This window comes from Pseudomonas sp. CFII68 (genome assembly GCF_000416195.1).
GTDB classification, from domain to species: Bacteria; Pseudomonadota; Gammaproteobacteria; order Pseudomonadales; family Pseudomonadaceae; genus Aquipseudomonas; species Aquipseudomonas kilonensis.
The window spans coordinates 1-18504 of sequence record NZ_ATLN01000073.1 but is presented as its reverse complement, the minus strand read 5'-3'; the positions used below and the strand labels follow the sequence as shown (position 1 = coordinate 18504).

Sequence of the window (18504 nt, the reverse complement as noted above, 5' to 3'; positions counted from 1 at the left end):
GCGTACAGTGGGTCCGCTGCAGCCATCGAAACGAAAGGCGATTGAACTATCCGCCGTTTTTTATTTCTCTATGATGGCACCGGTTGGCCAGTGCGGGCATTGTAAGGTGCCCGTCGCCTGATTAGACTGCGCCGAAACTCGTACACACCGCCTTTTCAAGGACTTATATGATCAAGAAATGCTTGTTCCCAGCAGCCGGTTACGGTACTCGCTTCCTGCCAGCGACTAAAGCCATGCCCAAAGAAATGCTGCCGGTGGTGAACAAGCCACTGATCCAGTACGGCGTCGAAGAAGCCCTCGATGCGGGCCTGACGGAAATCTCCATCGTCACCGGCCGCGGCAAACGCGCCCTGGAAGACCATTTCGACATCAGCTACGAGCTGGAAAACCAGATCAAGGGCACCGACAAGGAAAAATACCTGGTCGGCATCCGCAAGCTGCTGGATGAGTGCTCGTTCTCCTACACCCGCCAGACCGAAATGAAAGGCCTGGGCCACGCGATCCTGACCGGCCGCCCACTGATCGGTGACGAACCGTTCGCCGTGGTCCTGGCGGACGACCTGTGCGTCAACCTCGAAGGCGACGGCGTCCTGACCCAGATGGTCAAGCTGTACAAGCAGTTCCGCTGCTCCATCGTGGCGATCCAGGAAGTCGATCCGCAGGAAACCAACAAGTACGGCGTGATTGCCGGCGAAATGATCCGCGACGACATCTACCGCGTTCACAGCATGGTTGAAAAACCAAAACCTGAAGACGCGCCGTCGAACCTGGCGATCATCGGTCGCTACATCCTGACCCCGGACATCTTCGACCTGATCGAACAGACCGAGCCAGGCAAGGGCGGCGAAATCCAGATCACCGACGCCCTGATGAAACAGGCCCAGAACGGCTGCGTCATGGCTTACAAGTTCAAAGGCAAGCGTTTCGACTGCGGTGGCGCCGAAGGCTACATCGACGCGACCAACTTCTGCTTCGAGAACTTCTACAAGACGGGCAAGGCTTACTGATAGCCTGCGCCACGCCTTGAAAAACGCCCCGACTGGTTCGGGGCGTTTTTTTATCTGGAAAACCCTCCAGCAGTTTCACTCAGTGCGAAAAACACACAGAACCCTGTGGCGAGGGGATTTATCCCCGCTGGGCTGCGCAGCAGCCCTAAAGCCTGCAACTGCGGTGTATCAGGCTGATTGCATCTGGATTTTGGGGCTGCTGTGCAGCCCAACGGGGATAAATCCCCTCGCCACAGGAATGAGGTAGGCCTTAGGTAATCATTACGCTACAGGAGGGCACTCGCGCCTGGCCACCTGGCTTTTCCATTTTCCACCCCCATAACCATCGCAACGCTGCCTCAGGTGAAAACAGCAGGTATGCTGATGACCTGCCGAAGGAGATAGAGAATGGCCTACGATTTTGACTTGTATGTGGTTGGCGCCGGTTCCGGTGGTGTGCGGGCTGCGCGGTTTGCCGCCGGTTTCGGCGCCAAGGTGGCCGTGGCGGAAAGCCGTTACCTGGGCGGGACCTGCGTGAACGTGGGCTGCGTGCCGAAAAAACTGCTGGTCTACGGCGCGCATTACGCCGAGGACTTCGAGCAGGCGTCGGCCTATGGCTGGACGGCGGGCGAGGCGAGTTTCGACTGGGCCACGCTGATCGCCAACAAGGACCGGGAAATCAATCGCCTCAACGGGATTTATCGCAACCTGCTGGTCAACAGCGGCGTTGTGCTGCACGAAGGTCATGCCAGGCTGACCGGGCCCAACGAGGTCGAGATCAATGGCCAGCGCCACACCGCCAGGCACATCCTGATCGCCACAGGCGGTTGGCCGGTGATCCCGGACATTCCGGGGCGCGAGCACGCCATCAGCTCCAACGAGGCGTTCTTTCTCAAGGAACTGCCCAAGCGCGTCATCGTGGTGGGCGGTGGCTACATTGCGGTGGAGTTCGCCGGGATCTTCCACGGCATGGGTGCGCAGACGTCCTTGCTCTATCGCGGTGAGCTGTTCCTGCGCGGCTTTGACGGCGCGGTGCGCAAGCACCTGGCAGAAGAGCTGACCCGTCGTGGCCTGGACCTGCAATTCAACGCTGACATCAAGTCCATCGAAAAACTGGACGATGGCAGCCTCAGGGTCGAGCTCAAGGATGGCAAAACGTTGCTCACCGATTGCGTGTTCTACGCCACCGGTCGGCGGCCGATGCTCGACAACCTGGGTCTGGAAACCACCGGTGTCACGCTGGATGAGAAGGGCTTTGTCCAGGTCAACGAAAAATACGAGACCGCTGAACCGTCGATCCTCGCCATTGGCGACGTGATCGGTCGCGTCCAGCTCACCCCCGTTGCCCTGGCCGAAGGCATGGCGGTGGCGCGACGTCTGTTCAAGCCCGAGCAGTATCGCCTGGTGGATTACCGGATGATTCCCACCGCCGTGTTCAGCCTGCCGAACATCGGCACCGTTGGCCTGACCGAAGAGCAGGCCAGGGAGGAGGGGCATGAGGTCGAGATTTTCGAAAGCCGCTTCCGGCCGATGAAACTGAGCTTGACCGAATGCCAGGAACGCACCCTGATGAAACTGGTGGTGGATGCCCGGACCGACAAGGTGCTGGGTTGCCACATGGTCGGGCCGGATGCCGGTGAAATCGTCCAGGGGCTGGCCATTGCCCTCAAGGCTGGCGCCACCAAGCGCGATTTCGACGAAACCATCGGCGTGCACCCGACCGCCGCCGAAGAGTTCGTGACGATGCGTACGCCCGTCGCCTGAAGCGACCCGTAAGAGCTGCGTAAGAGCTGTGTAGGAGCTGTCGAGTGCAACGAGGCTGCGATCTTTCCCCAGACACTTGCATCTCAAGCGAAAGATCAAAGGATCAAAAGATCGCAGGCTTCGCCAGCTCCTACAGATTTTTTCTATCTATATAGATTCCTGATAGCCAAAACCAATCATTCACATCAGGTTTGCCAATGAGCCAGCCTGGGGATGAGTGGTTAAGATCCTCTCCATCAACTTCCAACCCTGATGGAGAAACATCAATGCCTATCATCAACAGCCAAGTTAAACCGTTCAACGCTACCGCTTTCAAAAACGGCGAATTCGTCGAAGTATCGGACGCTAACCTGAAAGGCAAATGGTCTGTCGTGTTCTTCTACCCGGCTGACTTCACCTTCGTTTGCCCAACCGAGCTGGAAGACCTGGCCGACAACTACGCCGAGTTCCAGAAGCTGGGCGTCGAGATCTACAGCGTCTCCACCGACACTCACTTCGCCCACGCTGCCTGGCACAACACTTCGCCAGCCATCGGCAAGATCCAGTACACCATGATCGGCGACCCGACCCACGTCATCTCGCGCAACTTCGACGTGCTGATCGAAGAAGTCGGCCTGGCTGACCGCGGCACTTTCGTGATCAACCCACAAGGCCAGATCAAGATCGTTGAAATCAACGACGGCGGCGTAGGCCGTGACGCTTCCGAGCTGCTGCGCAAGATCAAGGCCGCTCAGTACGTTGCCGCTCACCCGGGCGAAGTCTGCCCAGCCAAGTGGAAAGAAGGCGAGGCCACCCTGGCTCCGTCCCTGGACCTGGTCGGCAAGATCTAAGTCTGTGAGTCATCCGAGGGCGATCCGCTCTTAATCAAGTAAGCCGCTTCGCCCCACAAAACGCCCGGGCGAGATTCGCTCGGGCGTTGTTTTTTCTGAATTCAAAAAATGGAAATCGCCCGTATGTTGGACGCCAATCTTAAAGCTCAGTTGAAGTCATACCTGGAACGGGTCACCCAGCCGATCGAGATCGTCGCCTCCCTCGACGACGGTGCGAAATCCCAGGAAATGCTCGCGTTACTCCAAGACGTTGCCAGTCTTTCCCATCAGATTACCTTGCTCGATAACGGCAGCGATGCGCGCAAGCCTTCGTTTTCGTTGAATCGCCCGGGAGCCGATATCAGCCTGCGTTTTGCCGGCATTCCCATGGGGCACGAATTCACTTCGCTGGTGTTGGCCTTGCTGCAAGTGGGCGGTCACCCTTCGAAGGCCAGTGTCGACGTCATCGAACAGGTCCGCTTCCTCAAGGGCGAGTTCAACTTCGAGACCTATTTCTCGCTGTCGTGCCAGAACTGCCCGGACGTGGTCCAGGCGCTGAACCTGATGGCGGTGCTGAACCCGAACATTCGCCACGTCGCCATCGACGGCGCGCTGTTCCAGGCTGAAGTCGATGAACGCCAGATCATGGCCGTGCCGAGTGTGTACCTCAACGGTGTGAACTTCGGCCAGGGCCGCATGGGCCTGGAAGAGATTCTCGCTAAGATCGACACCAGTGGTATCGAACGCCAGGCCGAGAAAATCAGCGCCAAGGACGCCTTTGATGTGCTGGTGGTCGGCGGTGGCCCGGCCGGTGCTTCGGCGGCGATCTACGCGGCCCGTAAAGGCATCCGCACTGGCGTGGCGGCCGAACGTTTCGGCGGCCAGGTGCTCGACACCATGGCCATCGAGAACTTCATCTCGGTCCAGGAAACCGAAGGGCCGAAACTGGCCGTCGCCCTGGAAGAACACGTCAAGCAGTACGACGTGGACATCATGAACCTGCAACGTGCCGACGGCCTGGTGCCAGGCAAGGACGGCGGGCTGCATGAAATCAAGTTCGCCAGCGGTGCGAGCCTCAAGGCCAGGACCGTGATCCTGGCGACCGGTGCCCGCTGGCGCGAGATGAACGTGCCGGGCGAGCAGCAGTATCGCAACAAGGGCGTGGCGTACTGCCCGCACTGCGACGGTCCGCTGTTCAAAGGCAAGCGCGTGGCGGTGATCGGCGGTGGTAACTCCGGCGTCGAGGCGGCCATCGACCTGGCCGGTATCGTCGCCCACGTCACGTTGCTGGAGTTCGATGTGCAATTGCGTGCCGACGCGGTATTGCAGCGCAAACTGCACAGCCTGCCGAACGTGACGGTGATTACCAACGCCCAGACCACCGAAGTGACTGGAGACGGTCAGAAGGTCAACGGCTTGCGCTACAAGGACCGTCCGAGCGGTGAAGTACGGGACGTGGAGCTGGAGGGGATCTTCGTGCAGATCGGCCTGTTGCCCAACACCGATTGGCTCAAAGGCACCGTCGAGCTGTCGCCGCGGGGTGAGATTATCGTCGATGCCCGGGGTGAAACTTCGATCCCTGGCGTGTTCGCCGCCGGTGACGTGACCACCGTGCCGTACAAGCAGATCGTGATTGCCGTGGGCGAGGGCGCCAAGGCTTCGCTGAGTGCCTTCGACCACCTGATCCGTACCTCTGCGCCGGCCTGAAAAGTCGATAGCTGAAAAAACAAAACCCCATGGGCCTGGCTCATGGGGTTTTTATGTTTGCGCATTGTCTGTGGGGCAGGCGTTGTGTTCACCCTGTTATATCGAGTTGCCTCCTTCGCGAGCAAGCCCGCTCCCACACTGGACCGCGTCGTTCACAGGTTTTGCGTACGACAGCGATCCAGTGTGGGAGCGGGCTTGCTCGCGAAGAGGCCCTCAAATCCAGCATCACTGTCGACAGGCAAACCGCTATCGCGCTGTCACAATGGACGGTGGAGAGTTTTACAGCGGCGCAGGCTGGATGATTTCAACCCAGTAGCCATCCGGGTCCTTGATGAAGGCCAGGCTTTTCATGCGGCCGTCGTTCAGGCGTTTCTGGAAATCGCAGCCCAGTGCCTCGAAGCGCTCGCAGGCGGCGACGACGTCCGGTACCGAGATGCAGATATGGCCGAAGCCGCGTGGGTCGGTGTTGCCGTTATGGTAGGCGAAGGCCGGATCGCTTTCGGTGCTGTGGTTGTGGGTCAGTTCCAGGATGCCAGGGATCGACTTCATCCATTCGGTCCGCGCCGCCGCGTCCGCCGGGATCTGGCTCTTGTCCACCAGTGCCAGGAAATACAGGCTGAACTCGGCTTCCGGGAAGTCGCGTTTCTCCACCAGCGAGAAACCCAGCACGCGGGTGTAGAAGTCCAGGGACCGGGTGATGTCCTTGACCCGCAGCATGGTGTGGTTGAAGACGAACTGGGTCGTGGCGGCATCAGGTTGTGCGGTGACGCCAGGGAAAGTATTGAGTTCGTGCAGGCTCATGGGCCCTCCGGAAAATAAGTGGGGCAAACGGCGTCGCAAGCGTGGTTGCGACGGTTCCTGGGCTTGCGTCAGACGGCTTCCTTGCAGGTGCGAGCATGATACGCAAGGGGCGCGGTGTCGCCAAACCGCGTGTGGCTATTGCCTGCTTCTGCCTCGGGCTTCAGACTTTACGATTCGCCCTTGAGTGCCAACGCAATGATTCGACCGTTCCTTTCGCTGTTTGTCCTGCTGTTTGCCTGCATTGCGAGTGTCGGCGGCGTCCAGGCGGACGAACCGCAGATCGCCTGGCCCCAAGGCTGGGTTGTCGAGCCACTGCCCGCCGACGCCGCGGCGCCGGGCCCCTTGCGACAACGTGCAACCAAGAGCGATTCGGCAGGCAATGCGGTGATGGTCATGGAATTGACCACGACCACCGTAGAACCCGATCACCAGGTCAACTTGCAAGGCGTGTTGCTGGAAATGCGCAAATCGATCCAGAAGGATTTTTTCCAGGGCGGTTACCAAAGTGTGTGCAATAAGATCCATGCTTCCATGTTGGGCGGCGTAACTGCATTGGAAACCACTTGCACGATCACGCAAAACGGACGACATGTATTGTCTCAGGCACTCGTCGCGGCACTAAATGAGGGCAAGGCTTATGTGCTGTCCTATGCAGGGCAGGCGCAGGTGTTTGTTGAAAGCCAGGATGAAATACAGTCGGTGCGAAACAGTTTGAAACTATAACGCCGTCAGCGTAATACGCTCGGGGTTTAATCCAAAAGTTTAGCCCATAAAAAAGCCCTGAGTGTATTCAGGGCTTTTTTTTGCATCATGGGGGCTGTCAACCACGCACTGTCAACCACGCAACCAGGAATCGACGGTAGCTGCACCGTACTGTTCTTTCCAGGCTTTGAGGCCGCGGTGATTGCCGCCCTTGGTCTCGATCAACTCGCCGGTGTGCGGGTTCTGGTAAACCTTTACCACTCGCGCACGGCGGGTCTTGATGGGTTTGCTCGATTGCAGGCTCGCCTTGGACGGGTTCGGGTCGAGGATCGCGACGATGTCGCGCAGGCTCTTGCCGTAGGTTTTCATCAGTCCCTGGAGCTTTTCCTCGAATTCGATTTCCTTCTTGAGCCCGGCATCGTTCTTCAGTGATTCCAACTGCTTGAGCTGTTCTTGAAGGGCCTTTTCGGCTGCACGAAATTCAGCGAGTCTGGACAAAATCGTTACTCCATTCAAAATATTTGGCTGATACCAACCGCAAACAAAGCTATAAGCCGAGCGCCTTGGTGTTAATGACTCTCCTGCTATCTGGCACAGGTAGAAAAATTGTAGTAGTTAATCCGGAAAGTGTAAATCGTAACTTTTTCGTTATGTAACAACAGCAAAATTTTTTATCAGTTGGGCATCGTCGTCAATAGATCGGCGGCGGTTAACTGCCATTAAGGTCGGTCACGGTCTCAATGAACGCCTGCCCGCTAATCGGTCGACCAAATAGATAACCCTGTAGAAAGTTCACCCCATGGGCGCTCAGGTAGTCGCTTTGCTCGACGGTTTCGACGCCCTCGGCCACCATGTCCAGGCCCAGCTTGCCCGACAGTTCGATGATGCTGTCGAGCAGGTGCCGTGACAGCGTATCGGCACCGATCCTCGCGACAAAGCTCTGGTCGATCTTCAAAAAGTCCACGTTGAACTGGCGCACGTACGCCAAGCTGGAATGACCCGTGCCGAAATCGTCGAGGGCGATCTTGACGCCCAATTCCCGCAGCTGGTCGAACAGTTGCCGGGTAACGGGCGTAGGTTCGATCAACTCGCGCTCGGTCAACTCCAGCGCCAGGGCAATCGTACCGGGCGCGAAGGCGCCGAGAAATTCGCGACAATCGTCCACCAGCGCCAGATCCTGGCAGTGGCGGGCGGTGATGTTGATGCCAACATGAAACGGCGCTTCGAGTTGAGGCGCCAGCGGTGCCAGCAGGTGCATGGTTTGCTGCATCAGCGCCCGGGTCATCGGTACGATCAGGCCGCTGTGTTCGGCGAATGGAATGAACAGGTCGGGGTGAACGAGGCCTTCCTTGGGGTGGTTCCAGCGCATCAGCACTTCGACGCCGGCCCAGCGTTTGCTGTCGCTGTGCACGATCGGTTGCAGATAGGGCACGAACTCGCCGGCTTCCAGGGCCCGTTGCAGTTCACGACTGGGCGAGGAGGCGCGTTTTTGCAGCCAGTGCCCGAGGATCCCGGCCACGACGCCGAAGAACATCAGCAAGCTGAACAGCGGCGGATATTCCCTGGCCATGTAGCGCCAGGTCTCGCCCTCGTCGAAGCCGGCTTCTACATTGAAGGCATAGCGCGATGACCCCAGTTCATTCTGGGCGACCGGCAGCCCGGGCATGGGCGCTGGCCGGACCTTGCCGTCCGCCGCCAGCCAGTTCGTCCCGACTTGCAGCCTTAGCCGGGTCTGGCGGCCGATCAAGTGCAAGACGTTCGTCAGGTGGTACCCGTTAAGCGTGGCCAAGGCGCCTTGATGGCCCTCGTTGAGCCGGTAAATCAGCAGCGCGGTGTCCGGCGTGACCGGGTTGCCGCCCATGAGCCACAAGCTGCCTTGATGGTAGTCGCTCGGGTTGACGCGTTCCTCGAAGGCACCGAACAGCGAGCTGCAATAGAGGTTGTTGTCCCAGATAAGGTTGGTCGAACGGACAAAGGGCCGGCGCGTCACTTGTTCGCGTAAGGCCAGCTTCACCGCTTCGCAGGGCTGGCCGGCCAGGGGCAATAGTTCACGGGCCGCCAAGGCGGTGTTGTCGAGCATCAGCTCGATCTGCCTGACCAGTTCCTCGGCGGTCTGCCGGGTGTGTTGCGCCAGTGTCCGTTCGGCCTGCATGTACAAAATGGCCAGCCCTGACAGCATCGGCACCAGGCCGCACAGCAGGGTGACGAGATAGCGACGGGGCCGGGTGTGCGAGCGGGTGGCGGTCAAGGGCATCGGCACAACCTGAGAAGAAAGGGGGCGAGGGGGAATCGTCGGATGCCGACCATGATAGATGGCTTGCCGGGTGCTTGCTGACCGCAGCATGACTGTGGAGCGAGGTCTGTGGGAGCAAGGCTTGCCCGCGATGAACGATCATGCGGTCCACCTGGAGAACCGAGGTGCCTTCATCGCGAGCAAGCTTTGCTCCCACAGGTTCAATGCCAGGCTCCCCCAGGTTTGATGCCGGGCTCATGACTGCCGGGCCAGCTCGATAAACGCCAGGGTGGCGGGCGAGGCCTGGCGGCTGTCCAATACCGCCAGGCCGATCTGCCGTGGCACCCGCGGCGAAAAGGGGCGTGCGACGAAACCCAGGCTTTCGCCCTCCGGCAACGAGCCTTCGGACACCACGCTCACTGCCTCACCGCGCCTGACGATATCCAGGGTGCTGAGCAATTGCGAACAACGGAAACGCACGTTCGGGGTCAGCCGGGCGGCATTGAACAGGCGCGAAACCAGCTCCGATGATCCGGCCTCGGTGTGCACGAAGGGGTCGTTGCACAGGTCCTTGAGGCTCAGGCTGGCCTGGGCGGCGAGGGGATGGTGAGTGGGCAGCAGGGCGACCATCTGATCTTCCATCAACATGAACGTATCGAAACGGTCCTCGGGCAGCACCACGAAGCCGACGTCGATCCGCCGTTCGTCCAGCCATTGGAGGACCTGCCTGTCGGGCCCTTCGTCGATGTGCACTTCGATGCCGGGATGCAAGTCTCGATAGCGCCGCAGGATACCGGGCAACAGTTTCATCGATGACGTTGGCCCGAACGAGCCGATGCGCAAGGTGCCGCGGCGCATGCCCCGGGCATCGGCGGCTTCCTGGCGCAAGGTGTTGGCCAGCCCGAGCATGGCCCGGGCCCGCAGCAGCAATTGCTGACCAATGTCGCTGAGTTCCACCTGGGATTGATGACGCCTGAGCAATTCCACACCCAATTCTTGTTCCAGGGACTTGATGGCGTGGGATACCGCTGACTGGCCGATGCCCAATCGTGTGGCCGCCGCCGTGAACCCCCGCAGCTCGGCGACCAGGGAGAAGATTTCGAGTTGGGTGAGGGTCATGAGGGATTACTCATTTTACGATGATCAGGCATGAGGCAAATAATGAGGTATCCAACACCTTGTGGCGAGGGGATTTCACTGTGGGAGCAAAGCTTGCTCGCGATGAACGATGACTCGGTTTGCCTGCTGAATCGCGCCGCCTTCATCGCGAGCAAGCTTTGCTCCCACAATTAATCCCCCTCGCCACAGGTTTTGCGTTGTTCTCATTAGCGTGCCGTGGTGCAACCATGAAAACCCTCGAACAAACCCTCCCAACCCCGTCAGACCTGCCGGTCTACCTGAAGCTCGCCATGGTCACCATGATCTGGGGCGGGACCTTCGTGGCCGGCCGGATCCTTGCCGATGCCCTGGCGCCGATGTTTGCCGCCAGCCTGCGGTTCCTGTTGGCGAGTATCGCGCTGCTGGCGTTTCTCGCCCTGGCCGGGATCCCGCTGGTCAGGCCCAGTGTGAAGCAGGGGCTGCAGTTGGCTGCGCTGGGGTTCTTCGGCATCTTTTTCTACAACCTGTGCTTCTTCTATGGCTTGCAGTACATCAATGCGTCGCGGGCCTCGCTGATCGTGGCCTTGAACCCGGCGGTGATCGGGCTGGCGTCCTGGTGGTTGTTCAAGGAGCGGCTGAGCCGCTTGAAAGTGGCGGGCATCGTGCTCTGCATCGGTGGGGCGGGGCTGGTGATCGTCAGTCGTGATCCGTCCTTGTTGCAAGGCGCAGAGCAGGGTTGGATCGGCGACCTGCTGATTTTTGGCTGCGTACTGGGCTGGGGCATCTATTCGCTGTTTTCGAAAAAACTCAACGACAGCCTCGGCCCCTTGCAGACCGTGACCTGGTCGATTCTGCTGGGCACGCTGATGCTGTGGCTGGCCTGCGCGGCGGCGGGAGAAGTCCGCGTTGAAGCCCTGCGCGGTCTGGACGTGGAGCAATGGCTGAGCCTGTTGTACCTCGGCGTGCTGGGCTCGGCACTGGCCTATATCGCCTGGTACGACGGCATTCGTCGGATTGGCGCGACCCGCTCCGGCGTATTCATCGCGCTCAACCCGCTGACGGCGGTACTGCTGGGGGCGCTGCTGCTGGACGAACGGCTCACGGCCCTGATGTGTGTCGGCGGGGGCGTGATCCTGGTGGGGATTTTCCTGTGCAACAAACCCCTTGCGCGGTCGAAGGAAAAGGCGATTTGATACAGAAGGCGGACAAACCTGGTTACGCTGTGTAGAATCGATTTACGCATATAAGAATAACGTCTTCTGGCAGCAGAAGCCTCGCCCGCAAGAGCCTTGGGTCGACAATGAAGATACTTGGGTTTCAACTGATCTATGGCGATTTCCTCGCCCGCAGCGTTCGTGGCATTTCCTGCGCGCCGCCCCGTGTCCTCAGCATCGCCAGCAACTAACGTTTTTTGTTAATTGAGCAATGATGAGGCGCCGACATGGCAGATCTATACGAAAACCCCATGGGCCTGATGGGCTTCGAATTCATCGAATTCGCATCCCCGACCCCCAACACCCTGGAGCCGATCTTCGAGATCATGGGCTTCACCAAAGTGGCCACCCACCGCTCCAAAAACGTGCACCTGTATCGCCAGGGCGCGATCAACCTGATCCTCAACAACGAACCCCACAGCGTGGCCTCGTACTTTGCCGCCGAGCACGGTCCTTCGGTGTGCGGCATGGCGTTCCGGGTCAAGGATTCGCAACAGGCCTACAAGCGTGCCCTGGAACTCGGTGCCCAGCCGATCCACATCGAGACCGGCCCGATGGAGCTGAACCTGCCGGCGATCAAAGGCATCGGCGGTGCGCCGCTGTACCTGATCGACCGTTTTGGCGAAGGCAGCTCGATCTATGACATCGACTTCGTGTTCATCGAGGGCGTTGATCGCAACCCGGTGGGCGCGGGCCTGAAAATCATCGACCACCTGACCCACAACGTCTATCGCGGGCGCATGGCCTACTGGGCCGGCTTCTACGAGAAACTGTTCAACTTCCGCGAGATCCGCTACTTCGACATCAAGGGCGAATACACCGGCCTGACCTCCAAGGCCATGACCGCCCCGGATGGCATGATCCGTATCCCGTTGAACGAAGAGTCGTCCAAGGGCGCCGGGCAGATCGAAGAGTTCCTGATGCAGTTCAACGGCGAAGGCATCCAGCACGTGGCCTTCCTCACCGACGACCTGATCAAGACCTGGGATCACCTGAAAAGCATCGGCATGCGCTTCATGACCGCGCCGCCGGACACCTACTACGAAATGCTCGAAGGCCGCCTGCCGAACCACGGCGAACCGGTCGATGAACTGCAATCGCGGGGCATTCTGCTGGACGGTGCTTCCGAGCAGGGCGACAAGCGCCTGCTGCTGCAGATTTTCTCGGAAACCCTGATGGGGCCGGTGTTCTTCGAATTCATCCAGCGCAAGGGCGACGATGGTTTCGGCGAAGGCAACTTCAAGGCGCTGTTCGAGTCCATCGAGCGCGACCAGGTGCGTCGTGGTGTGCTGGCGACCGAGTAAGGCCTGAGCCATGAAAAAGCCCGCCCGGCAGTGATGTCGGGCGGGCTTTTTTTGTTGCCGATGCAGTCCCGAATGTGGGAGCGGGCTTGCTCGCGAAAGCGGTGTATCAGTCGATATAAATGGCGCCTGACACGCCGCTTTCGCGAGCAAGCCCGCTCCCACAGGTTCGATGTAGGCTCAGGCCCTGCGCTGCTGCCGCACCAAGTGCTTGAACCCTTCGAACACCAGCACCGCCACCGCCATCCAGATGGGGATGTAGGTCAGCCATTCACCGGCCTTGATGCTTTCGCCCAACAGCAGCGCAACGCCCAGCAGCAGCACCGGTTCGACATAACTCAACAGCCCGAACAGGCTGAACGGCAGCAATCGACTGGCGACGATGTAGGACACCAGCGCGCTGGCGCTGATCACCCCGAGCACCGGGATCAGCAGCGACAGCCACGGGTATTGATCGAACACGTCGAAACCCTGTTCGCCGCTTTGCACGAACCACAGTGCCAGGGGGAGCATCAGGGTCATGTCCAGCCAGAGGCCGCCCAGGTTGTCGGTCTTGATGCGTTTGCGCAGGATGAAATAGATCGGGTAGCCAATCACCACCAGCAAGGTTGCCCAGGAAAAACCACCCACCTGGTACAACTCGTTGAACACGCCAAGGGTGGCGAAGAACACGGCGACTTTCTGCAGGTAGGAAAGGCGTTCGCCATAGACGATGCGCCCGGTCAGGACCATCGACAGCGGCAGCAGGAAGTACCCCAGCGACACGTCCAGGCTGTAGCCGTTGAGCGGCGCCCACATGAACAACCACAGTTGCGCACCCATCAGGGCCGACGAGGCGATCGCCGCGATCAACAGCCGTGGCGTGGCGATCAGGCGTTGGATCAGCGCCGTGACCAGGTGCCAGTCCCGCGTCACCAGCAGGAAGGCGGTCATGCACGGCATCGTCAGCAGCATGCGCCAACCGAAGATCTCCACGCCGGTCAGCGGTGAGAGCAACGAGGTGTAGTAGTACATGACGGCGAACAGCGCGGAGGCCGAGACCGATAGAACGATGCCTTTGGACACGGTGATTCTCTTGAGGGCGATCAATCAACACCTTACCTGTGGCAGGGTTGTTGGTTGTGGGAGCGAGTCATGTGGGAACAAGGCCTGCGGTAGCAAAACCTGTGGGAACAAGGCCTGCGGTAGCAAAACCTGTGGGAGCAAGGCCTGCGGTAGCAAAACCTGTGGGAGCAAGGCTTGCCCGCGATAGTCACGCCGCGGTTCAACAGGTGAGCCGCATTATCGTTCATCGCGGGCAAGCCTTGCTCCCACTAAGCCTTGCTCCCCACAGGTACCCGCCCCGGCACGAAATGGCTCACATCGTTGAACCCCGGCGTCGAAGCATGCCCCGGCGTCACCAGCGAATCGATGAACGCTTCATCTTCCGCACTGATCTTCACCGCCTGCGCCTTGGTGTACGAATCCCACTGCTCCTCGGTGCGCGGCCCGACGATGGCCGAGGTCACGGCGCTGTTGTTCAGCACCCAGGCGATGGCGAACTCGATGATGCCCACGCCACGGCCCTGGGTGTATTGCAGGATCTGCTGGGCAATGCGCAGGGACTCGACCCGCCACTCGGTTTCCAGGATGCGTTTGTCCTGGCGGCCGGCACGGCTGTTGGCGTCCGGCGCCACGTCTGGCGCGTACTTGCCGCTGAGCACGCCTCGGGCCAGGGGGCTGAACGGCACCACGCCGAGGCCGTAGTTCTGCGCCGCGGTGATCTGCTCGGTTTCCGCCTGGCGGTTGACGATGTTGTACAGCGGTTGGCTGATCACTGGCCGGTCGATGCCCAGGCTGTCGGCGATCCGGATCACTTCGGCGATGCGCCAGCCACGGTAGTTCGACAGGCCCCAGTAGCGGATCTTGCCCTGGCGAATCAAATCGCCGATGGCCGACACAGTAACGTGCAGCGGGGTGTTGTGGTCTTCACGGTGCAGGTAATAGATGTCCAGGTAATCGGTGCCCAGGCGCGTCAGGCTCGCCTCGATGCCATTGAAGATGTGCTTGCGGCTCAGGCCGCTGCGGTTGGGCATGCCGTCCGGCGGGCCGAAGCCGACCTTGGTGGCCAGCACCCATTCCTGGCGGTGACGGGCGATCGCCTCGCCGACGATCTCTTCGGAACGGCCGTTGGTGTAGACATCCGCGGTGTCGATGAAATTGATGCCCTGGTCCCAGGCCTTGTCGATGATCCGCAGCGAATCCTCGGTGCTGGTCTGTTCGCCGAACATCATCGTGCCCAGGGTCAGCGTCGAGACTTGCAACCCGGAATGGCCTAGCGTGCGGTAGCTCATGACAAGATCCTTTTATCCATGGGGAAAGGCTCAATCAAATACCAGAACCGTCGCGTGGATCAAATAGAATTCTCAAACGCCCCCAAATCAACTGTGGGAGCGGGCTTGCTCGCGAAGGCGTCGTGTCAGTCGCCATTGATATTGACTGATACACCGCTTTCGCGAGCAAGCCCGCTCCCACAAGGGATTGGTGTCAGGCCCGTAGGGTGCGGGTCATGCGCAACGCCAGCAGGCTGCCGCAGACAATCACGCCCGCCAACAGGTACAGCGCCGCGTCGGTCGAGCCGGTGGCGTCCTTGACCCAACCCACCAGGTACGGGCTCAGGAACCCCGCCATCTGCCCCATGGAGTTGATCAACGCCAACCCACCGGCCGCCGCGCCAGCGCTGAGCATTGCGGTGGGCACCGGCCAGAACATCGGCAGGCCGGTGAGGGCGCCCATGGTGGCGATGGACAGGCCGATGATGGCGATGGCCGGGGTGGTGGCGAAGTTGACGGCGATCAGCAGCCCGACGGCGCCCATCAGCATCGGCACCACCAGATGCCAGCGGCGCTCCTTGTGCAGGTCCGCCGAGCGGCCCACCAGCAACATGAACACCGCCGCCAACAGGTAAGGGATCGCACTCAGCCAACCGATCACCAGGTTGTCGCCAAAACCCAGGCTCTTGATGATCGACGGCAGCCAGAAGTTGATCGCGTACACGCCGCTCTGGATGCAGAAGTACACCAGGCCGAAGGCCCAGATCACCGGGTTCTTGAACACCGCCAACAGCGAGTCGGTGGCGGTCTTTGGTTTGTTGGCCAGGTCTTCGGCGTGGTCGGCGGTGAGCACGTCGCGCTCCTGGTCGGTCAGCCATTTGGCGTTGGCGAAGGTGTCGCTGAGCAGGAAGAACGCCAGCGCCCCGAGGATCACCGTCGGAATGCCTTGCAGCAGGAACATCCACTGCCAACCCGCCAGGCCGCCCTGGCCGGCCGCGAAGTGGTTGAGGATCCACCCGGAAAACGGGCTGCCCAGCAGGCCGGACACCGGGATGGCCGACATGAACAACGCCATGATCCGGCCCCGTCGGAACGTCGGGAACCATTGCGAGAGATAAAGCACCACGCCAGGGAAGAACCCGGCCTCGGCGGCGCCGGTGAACAGCCGCAAGGTATAGAACTCGGTGGGGGTGGTGACGAACAGCAGGCACGTCGACAGGGTGCCCCAGGTGATCATCATCAGCGCGATCCAGCGCCGCGGACCGAACTTGGTCAGGGCCAGGTTGCTCGGCACGCCGCACAGCACGTAGCCGATGAAGAAGATCCCGGCACCGAGGCCGTACACGGTTTCGCTGAATTTCAAAGCGTCGAGCATCTGCAACTTGGCGAAGCCAACGTTGACCCGGTCGAGGTAGTTGAACAGGTAGCAGATGAAAATGAACGGGATCAGGCGCAGGGTGATGCGCTTGTAGACGGTGTTTTTTTCGTCGGGGGTAGCCAGGAGGGCTGTTGCGCTCTGGGACATGGCGGGTCTCTCTTTATTATGATTTTTGCGAGCCAAGGGGTAACGTTGACCGCCCCTTGAGTCTCGGCCAGCCCAGGGGGCCGTGTCTTTGTGCCCGAGCACAGGGTTTGAATGCAGACCCTGTGCGCCTGACCAAACCCATGCCTACAACAATCCACGCCGCCTGCAAGGAACACCGCCCATGTTCGAACTCGATCACGATCTGGCGCAGGACATCGTCGACCGGGCGATGGCGATCCTGCCGTACAACGTCAATGTCATGGACAACCAGGGCCTGATCCTCGGCAGCGGCGAGCGCGAGCGGGTCAATACCCGTCACGAGGGCGCGCAACTGGTTTTGGCCAATGGCCGGGTGGTGGAAATCGACGAGCACACCGCGATGCACCTCAAGGGCGTGCAGCCGGGGATCAACCTGCCGCTGATGCTCGATCAACGACTGATCGGCGTCCTGGGCATCACCGGCGAGCCTGCGCAACTGCGTACCTACGCCGAGCTGGTGCGCATGACTGCCGAGATGCTGGTGGGCCAGCGCAACCAGCAGGCCGAGCAGCAATGGCGCCGGCAGCGCTGCGATGACTTGCTGGCGTTGCTGCTGGGCGATGCCGGGGATTCGCCACGGCTGTTGGACGAAGCCCGGCAAATGGGCCTCAAACCGCAATTGTCGCGGGTGCCGTATCTGTTCGAACTGGGCCTGGAACATGGGCCCGGGCAGACCGTCGAGACGTTGAGCGCGTGGTTGATGTCGCGCTACCCGGACAGTTGGTGCCTGACCTCGTCCAAATCTTCCTTATTGTGGTGTCGGCCGGTCACCGCCTCGGTGGAGAACGAACGGCTGCTGGGCAAGCTCGATGGGCTGGGCTGGAACATCCTGCGGATCGCGGTGGGCGGCCAGGCTGAAGGGTTGGCGGGCTTGCGGCGTTGCTATCGGCGGGTGGCTGATCTGCTGGCCTATGGGCGTGATGTGTTGCCGCAATCGCGCTTGCTGGCGCTCAACCGTTATCGCCTGCCGGTGCTGCTCTGGCGCCATCGCAGCGACGACGCCCTGGACGAATTGCTGACCCCGTTGCGCAAGGTCATCGCCAAGGACAGCAACGGCCAGTTGCTCGCCACCCTGCGCAGTTGGTGCGAACACGACGGCCAGAGCCAGGCCTGCGCCGACGCCCTGGGCATCCACCGCAACAGCCTGCGCTACCGCATGGAGCGCATCGCCGAACTCAGCGGCGTGGACCCGTTGCGCCTGGACGGGATGCTGGCGTTGTACCTGGGGGTGCAACTATTGCCCCAGACCGAGAGCACACCGATATAAAACTGTGGGAGCGGGCTTGCTCGCGAAGGCGTCGTGTCAGCAGCCTTGAAGTCGACTGATGCACCACCTTCGCGAGCAAGCCCGCTCCCACAATAGGTCTGTGTTGTATGCAGATCCTGAGTTCACGCAGGCCTGTGTGGGAGCGAGCCTGCTCGCGATGAGGCCGGCAGCTTCAACCTGAATCTTCCTGGAAAACCGGTATTTGTGAATTTGAACAATAATGCCCAGTGCCTTTTGTGCAGCGGACCGGCGTCACGGCTGCGGTCAACTGGCAGCATGCTGTGCATCGGAACCGGAGAATAATATGAAAATAGTCATCGCCCCCGACTCGTTCAAGGACAGCCTCAGCGCCCAGGGCGTCGCCGATGCCATCGCCCAGGGGCTGGCCGAGGTCTGGCCGGATGCGCAGTTGATCAAATGCCCGATGGCGGACGGCGGGGAGGGGACGGTGGAGTCGGTGTTGGCGGCCTGTCACGGTGAGTGGCGCCGCACCCGGGTCCGCGGTCCGTTGGGTGTCGCCGTCGAGGCGCGCTGGGGCTGGTTGGCCGAGAGCCGCACCGCGATCATCGAAATGGCCGAGGCCAGTGGCTTGCAACGGGTGCCGCCGGAGCAACGCGACGCCTGTTCCAGCAGCACCTATGGCACTGGCGAGCTGATTCGCGCTGCCCTCGATGAGGGCGCCGGCCGGGTGATCCTGGCGATCGGCGGCAGTGCCACCAACGACGCCGGTGCCGGGGCGATGCAGG

16 protein-coding genes are annotated in these 18504 nt (G+C 60.7%); 9 read left to right on the top strand and 7 right to left on the bottom strand.

Annotated elements, in window-relative coordinates; genetic code table 11:
* Window positions 1-167: 167 nt before the first annotated feature.
* The 4 genes from galU (at window position 168) to ahpF (ending at window position 5266) form a co-directional block, all read left to right on the top strand.
* Window positions 168-1007 carry a UTP--glucose-1-phosphate uridylyltransferase GalU gene (galU, locus tag CFII68_RS16010; protein ID WP_003182953.1) on the top strand — a complete coding sequence of 280 codons (840 nt, stop codon included), beginning with the start codon at window positions 168-170 and terminating at the stop codon, window positions 1005-1007.
* 387 nt (window positions 1008-1394) lie between these two features.
* Entirely contained in the window at window positions 1395-2750 is a 1356-nt protein-coding gene (gorA, locus tag CFII68_RS16015) for a glutathione-disulfide reductase (RefSeq protein WP_018605982.1), read from the top strand.
* A 266-nt stretch (window positions 2751-3016) separates the two neighbouring features.
* Window positions 3017-3580, top strand: coding sequence for an alkyl hydroperoxide reductase subunit C (gene ahpC / locus CFII68_RS16020; RefSeq protein WP_014337814.1), 564 nt, complete (start codon window positions 3017-3019; stop codon window positions 3578-3580).
* Window positions 3581-3703: 123 nt separating this feature from the next.
* Window positions 3704-5266: an alkyl hydroperoxide reductase subunit F gene (ahpF, locus tag CFII68_RS16025; RefSeq protein ID WP_018605979.1), complete on the top strand. Its 1563-nt coding sequence runs from the start codon at window positions 3704-3706 to the stop codon at window positions 5264-5266.
* A gap of 279 nt (window positions 5267-5545) precedes the next feature.
* Here ahpF and gloA read toward each other — a convergent pair whose 3' ends face one another.
* Window positions 5546-6067 (bottom strand): lactoylglutathione lyase, encoded by a 522-nt coding sequence (gene gloA / locus CFII68_RS16030; RefSeq protein WP_018605977.1) that lies wholly within the window; start codon window positions 6065-6067, stop codon window positions 5546-5548.
* Between the two features lie 195 nt (window positions 6068-6262).
* Between gloA and CFII68_RS16035 the strand changes: the two genes are divergently transcribed.
* The gene (locus CFII68_RS16035) at window positions 6263-6790 is read left to right on the top strand and encodes a DUF4946 domain-containing protein (protein ID WP_018605975.1); all 528 of its coding nucleotides are present in this window, start codon (window positions 6263-6265) and stop codon (window positions 6788-6790) included.
* Between the two features lie 111 nt (window positions 6791-6901).
* On the opposite strand, the gene CFII68_RS16040 is transcribed toward CFII68_RS16035, so the two are convergent.
* The 3 genes from CFII68_RS16040 to CFII68_RS16050 form a co-directional block, all read right to left on the bottom strand.
* Complete coding sequence (locus CFII68_RS16040; protein WP_013693615.1) at window positions 6902-7267, bottom strand: histone-like nucleoid-structuring protein, MvaT/MvaU family; 366 nt, start codon at window positions 7265-7267, stop codon at window positions 6902-6904.
* 211 nt (window positions 7268-7478) lie between these two features.
* Window positions 7479-9023, bottom strand: coding sequence for an EAL domain-containing protein (locus CFII68_RS16045; RefSeq protein ID WP_018605961.1), 1545 nt, complete (start codon window positions 9021-9023; stop codon window positions 7479-7481).
* Between the two features lie 234 nt (window positions 9024-9257).
* On the bottom strand, window positions 9258-10121 hold the full coding sequence (locus CFII68_RS16050) for a LysR family transcriptional regulator (protein WP_018605958.1): 864 nt from the start codon (window positions 10119-10121) through the stop codon (window positions 9258-9260).
* Between the two features lie 227 nt (window positions 10122-10348).
* Here CFII68_RS16050 and CFII68_RS16055 point away from each other — a divergent pair, with 227 nt between their 5' ends.
* Together CFII68_RS16055 and hppD are read left to right on the top strand one after the other, a co-directional pair.
* Complete coding sequence (locus CFII68_RS16055) at window positions 10349-11293, top strand: DMT family transporter (protein ID WP_018605957.1); 945 nt, start codon at window positions 10349-10351, stop codon at window positions 11291-11293.
* Between the two features lie 248 nt (window positions 11294-11541).
* A complete protein-coding gene (hppD, locus tag CFII68_RS16060) occupies window positions 11542-12618 on the top strand; it encodes a 4-hydroxyphenylpyruvate dioxygenase (protein ID WP_018605953.1) in 1077 nt (358 codons plus the stop codon).
* Window positions 12619-12795: 177 nt separating this feature from the next.
* On the opposite strand, the gene rarD is transcribed toward hppD, so the two are convergent.
* The 3 genes from rarD to CFII68_RS16075 all read right to left on the bottom strand — a co-directional run bounded on the left by rarD (window position 12796) and on the right by CFII68_RS16075 (window position 16452).
* A complete protein-coding gene (gene rarD / locus CFII68_RS16065; protein WP_018605950.1) occupies window positions 12796-13680 on the bottom strand; it encodes an EamA family transporter RarD in 885 nt (294 codons plus the stop codon).
* Between the two features lie 248 nt (window positions 13681-13928).
* Window positions 13929-14948 (bottom strand): aldo/keto reductase, encoded by a 1020-nt coding sequence (locus CFII68_RS16070; RefSeq protein WP_018605948.1) that lies wholly within the window; start codon window positions 14946-14948, stop codon window positions 13929-13931.
* 193 nt (window positions 14949-15141) lie between these two features.
* The gene (locus CFII68_RS16075; protein WP_018605945.1) at window positions 15142-16452 is read right to left on the bottom strand and encodes an MFS transporter; all 1311 of its coding nucleotides are present in this window, start codon (window positions 16450-16452) and stop codon (window positions 15142-15144) included.
* A gap of 181 nt (window positions 16453-16633) precedes the next feature.
* On the opposite strand from CFII68_RS16075, the gene CFII68_RS16080 reads away from it, so the two are divergent.
* Both CFII68_RS16080 and CFII68_RS16085 read left to right on the top strand, forming a co-directional pair.
* Complete coding sequence (locus tag CFII68_RS16080) at window positions 16634-17758, top strand: sugar diacid recognition domain-containing protein (protein ID WP_018605943.1); 1125 nt, start codon at window positions 16634-16636, stop codon at window positions 17756-17758.
* A gap of 304 nt (window positions 17759-18062) precedes the next feature.
* Window positions 18063-18504, top strand: a 442-nt coding sequence (locus CFII68_RS16085) for a glycerate kinase (RefSeq protein ID WP_018605941.1), incomplete at its 3' end; no start/stop codon positions are given.

What these genes read in the sequence shown, in the direction of transcription:
- galU (WP_003182953.1), top strand. Translation starts at nt 168, where the DNA reads ATGATCAAGAAATGCTTGTTCCCAGCAGCCGGTTACGGTACTCGCTTC.
- gorA (WP_018605982.1), top strand. Translation starts at nt 1,395, where the DNA reads ATGGCCTACGATTTTGACTTGTATGTGGTTGGCGCCGGTTCCGGTGGT.
- ahpC (WP_014337814.1), top strand. Translation starts at nt 3,017, where the DNA reads ATGCCTATCATCAACAGCCAAGTTAAACCGTTCAACGCTACCGCTTTC.
- ahpF (WP_018605979.1), top strand. Translation starts at nt 3,704, where the DNA reads ATGTTGGACGCCAATCTTAAAGCTCAGTTGAAGTCATACCTGGAACGG.
- gloA (WP_018605977.1), bottom strand. Translation starts at nt 6,067, where the DNA reads ATGAGCCTGCACGAACTCAATACTTTCCCTGGCGTCACCGCACAACCT.
- CFII68_RS16035 (WP_018605975.1), top strand. Translation starts at nt 6,263, where the DNA reads ATGATTCGACCGTTCCTTTCGCTGTTTGTCCTGCTGTTTGCCTGCATT.
- CFII68_RS16045 (WP_018605961.1), bottom strand. Translation starts at nt 9,023, where the DNA reads ATGCCCTTGACCGCCACCCGCTCGCACACCCGGCCCCGTCGCTATCTC.
- CFII68_RS16050 (WP_018605958.1), bottom strand. Translation starts at nt 10,121, where the DNA reads ATGACCCTCACCCAACTCGAAATCTTCTCCCTGGTCGCCGAGCTGCGG.
- CFII68_RS16055 (WP_018605957.1), top strand. Translation starts at nt 10,349, where the DNA reads ATGAAAACCCTCGAACAAACCCTCCCAACCCCGTCAGACCTGCCGGTC.
- hppD (WP_018605953.1), top strand. Translation starts at nt 11,542, where the DNA reads ATGGCAGATCTATACGAAAACCCCATGGGCCTGATGGGCTTCGAATTC.
- CFII68_RS16070 (WP_018605948.1), bottom strand. Translation starts at nt 14,948, where the DNA reads ATGAGCTACCGCACGCTAGGCCATTCCGGGTTGCAAGTCTCGACGCTG.
- CFII68_RS16075 (WP_018605945.1), bottom strand. Translation starts at nt 16,452, where the DNA reads ATGTCCCAGAGCGCAACAGCCCTCCTGGCTACCCCCGACGAAAAAAAC.
- CFII68_RS16080 (WP_018605943.1), top strand. Translation starts at nt 16,634, where the DNA reads ATGTTCGAACTCGATCACGATCTGGCGCAGGACATCGTCGACCGGGCG.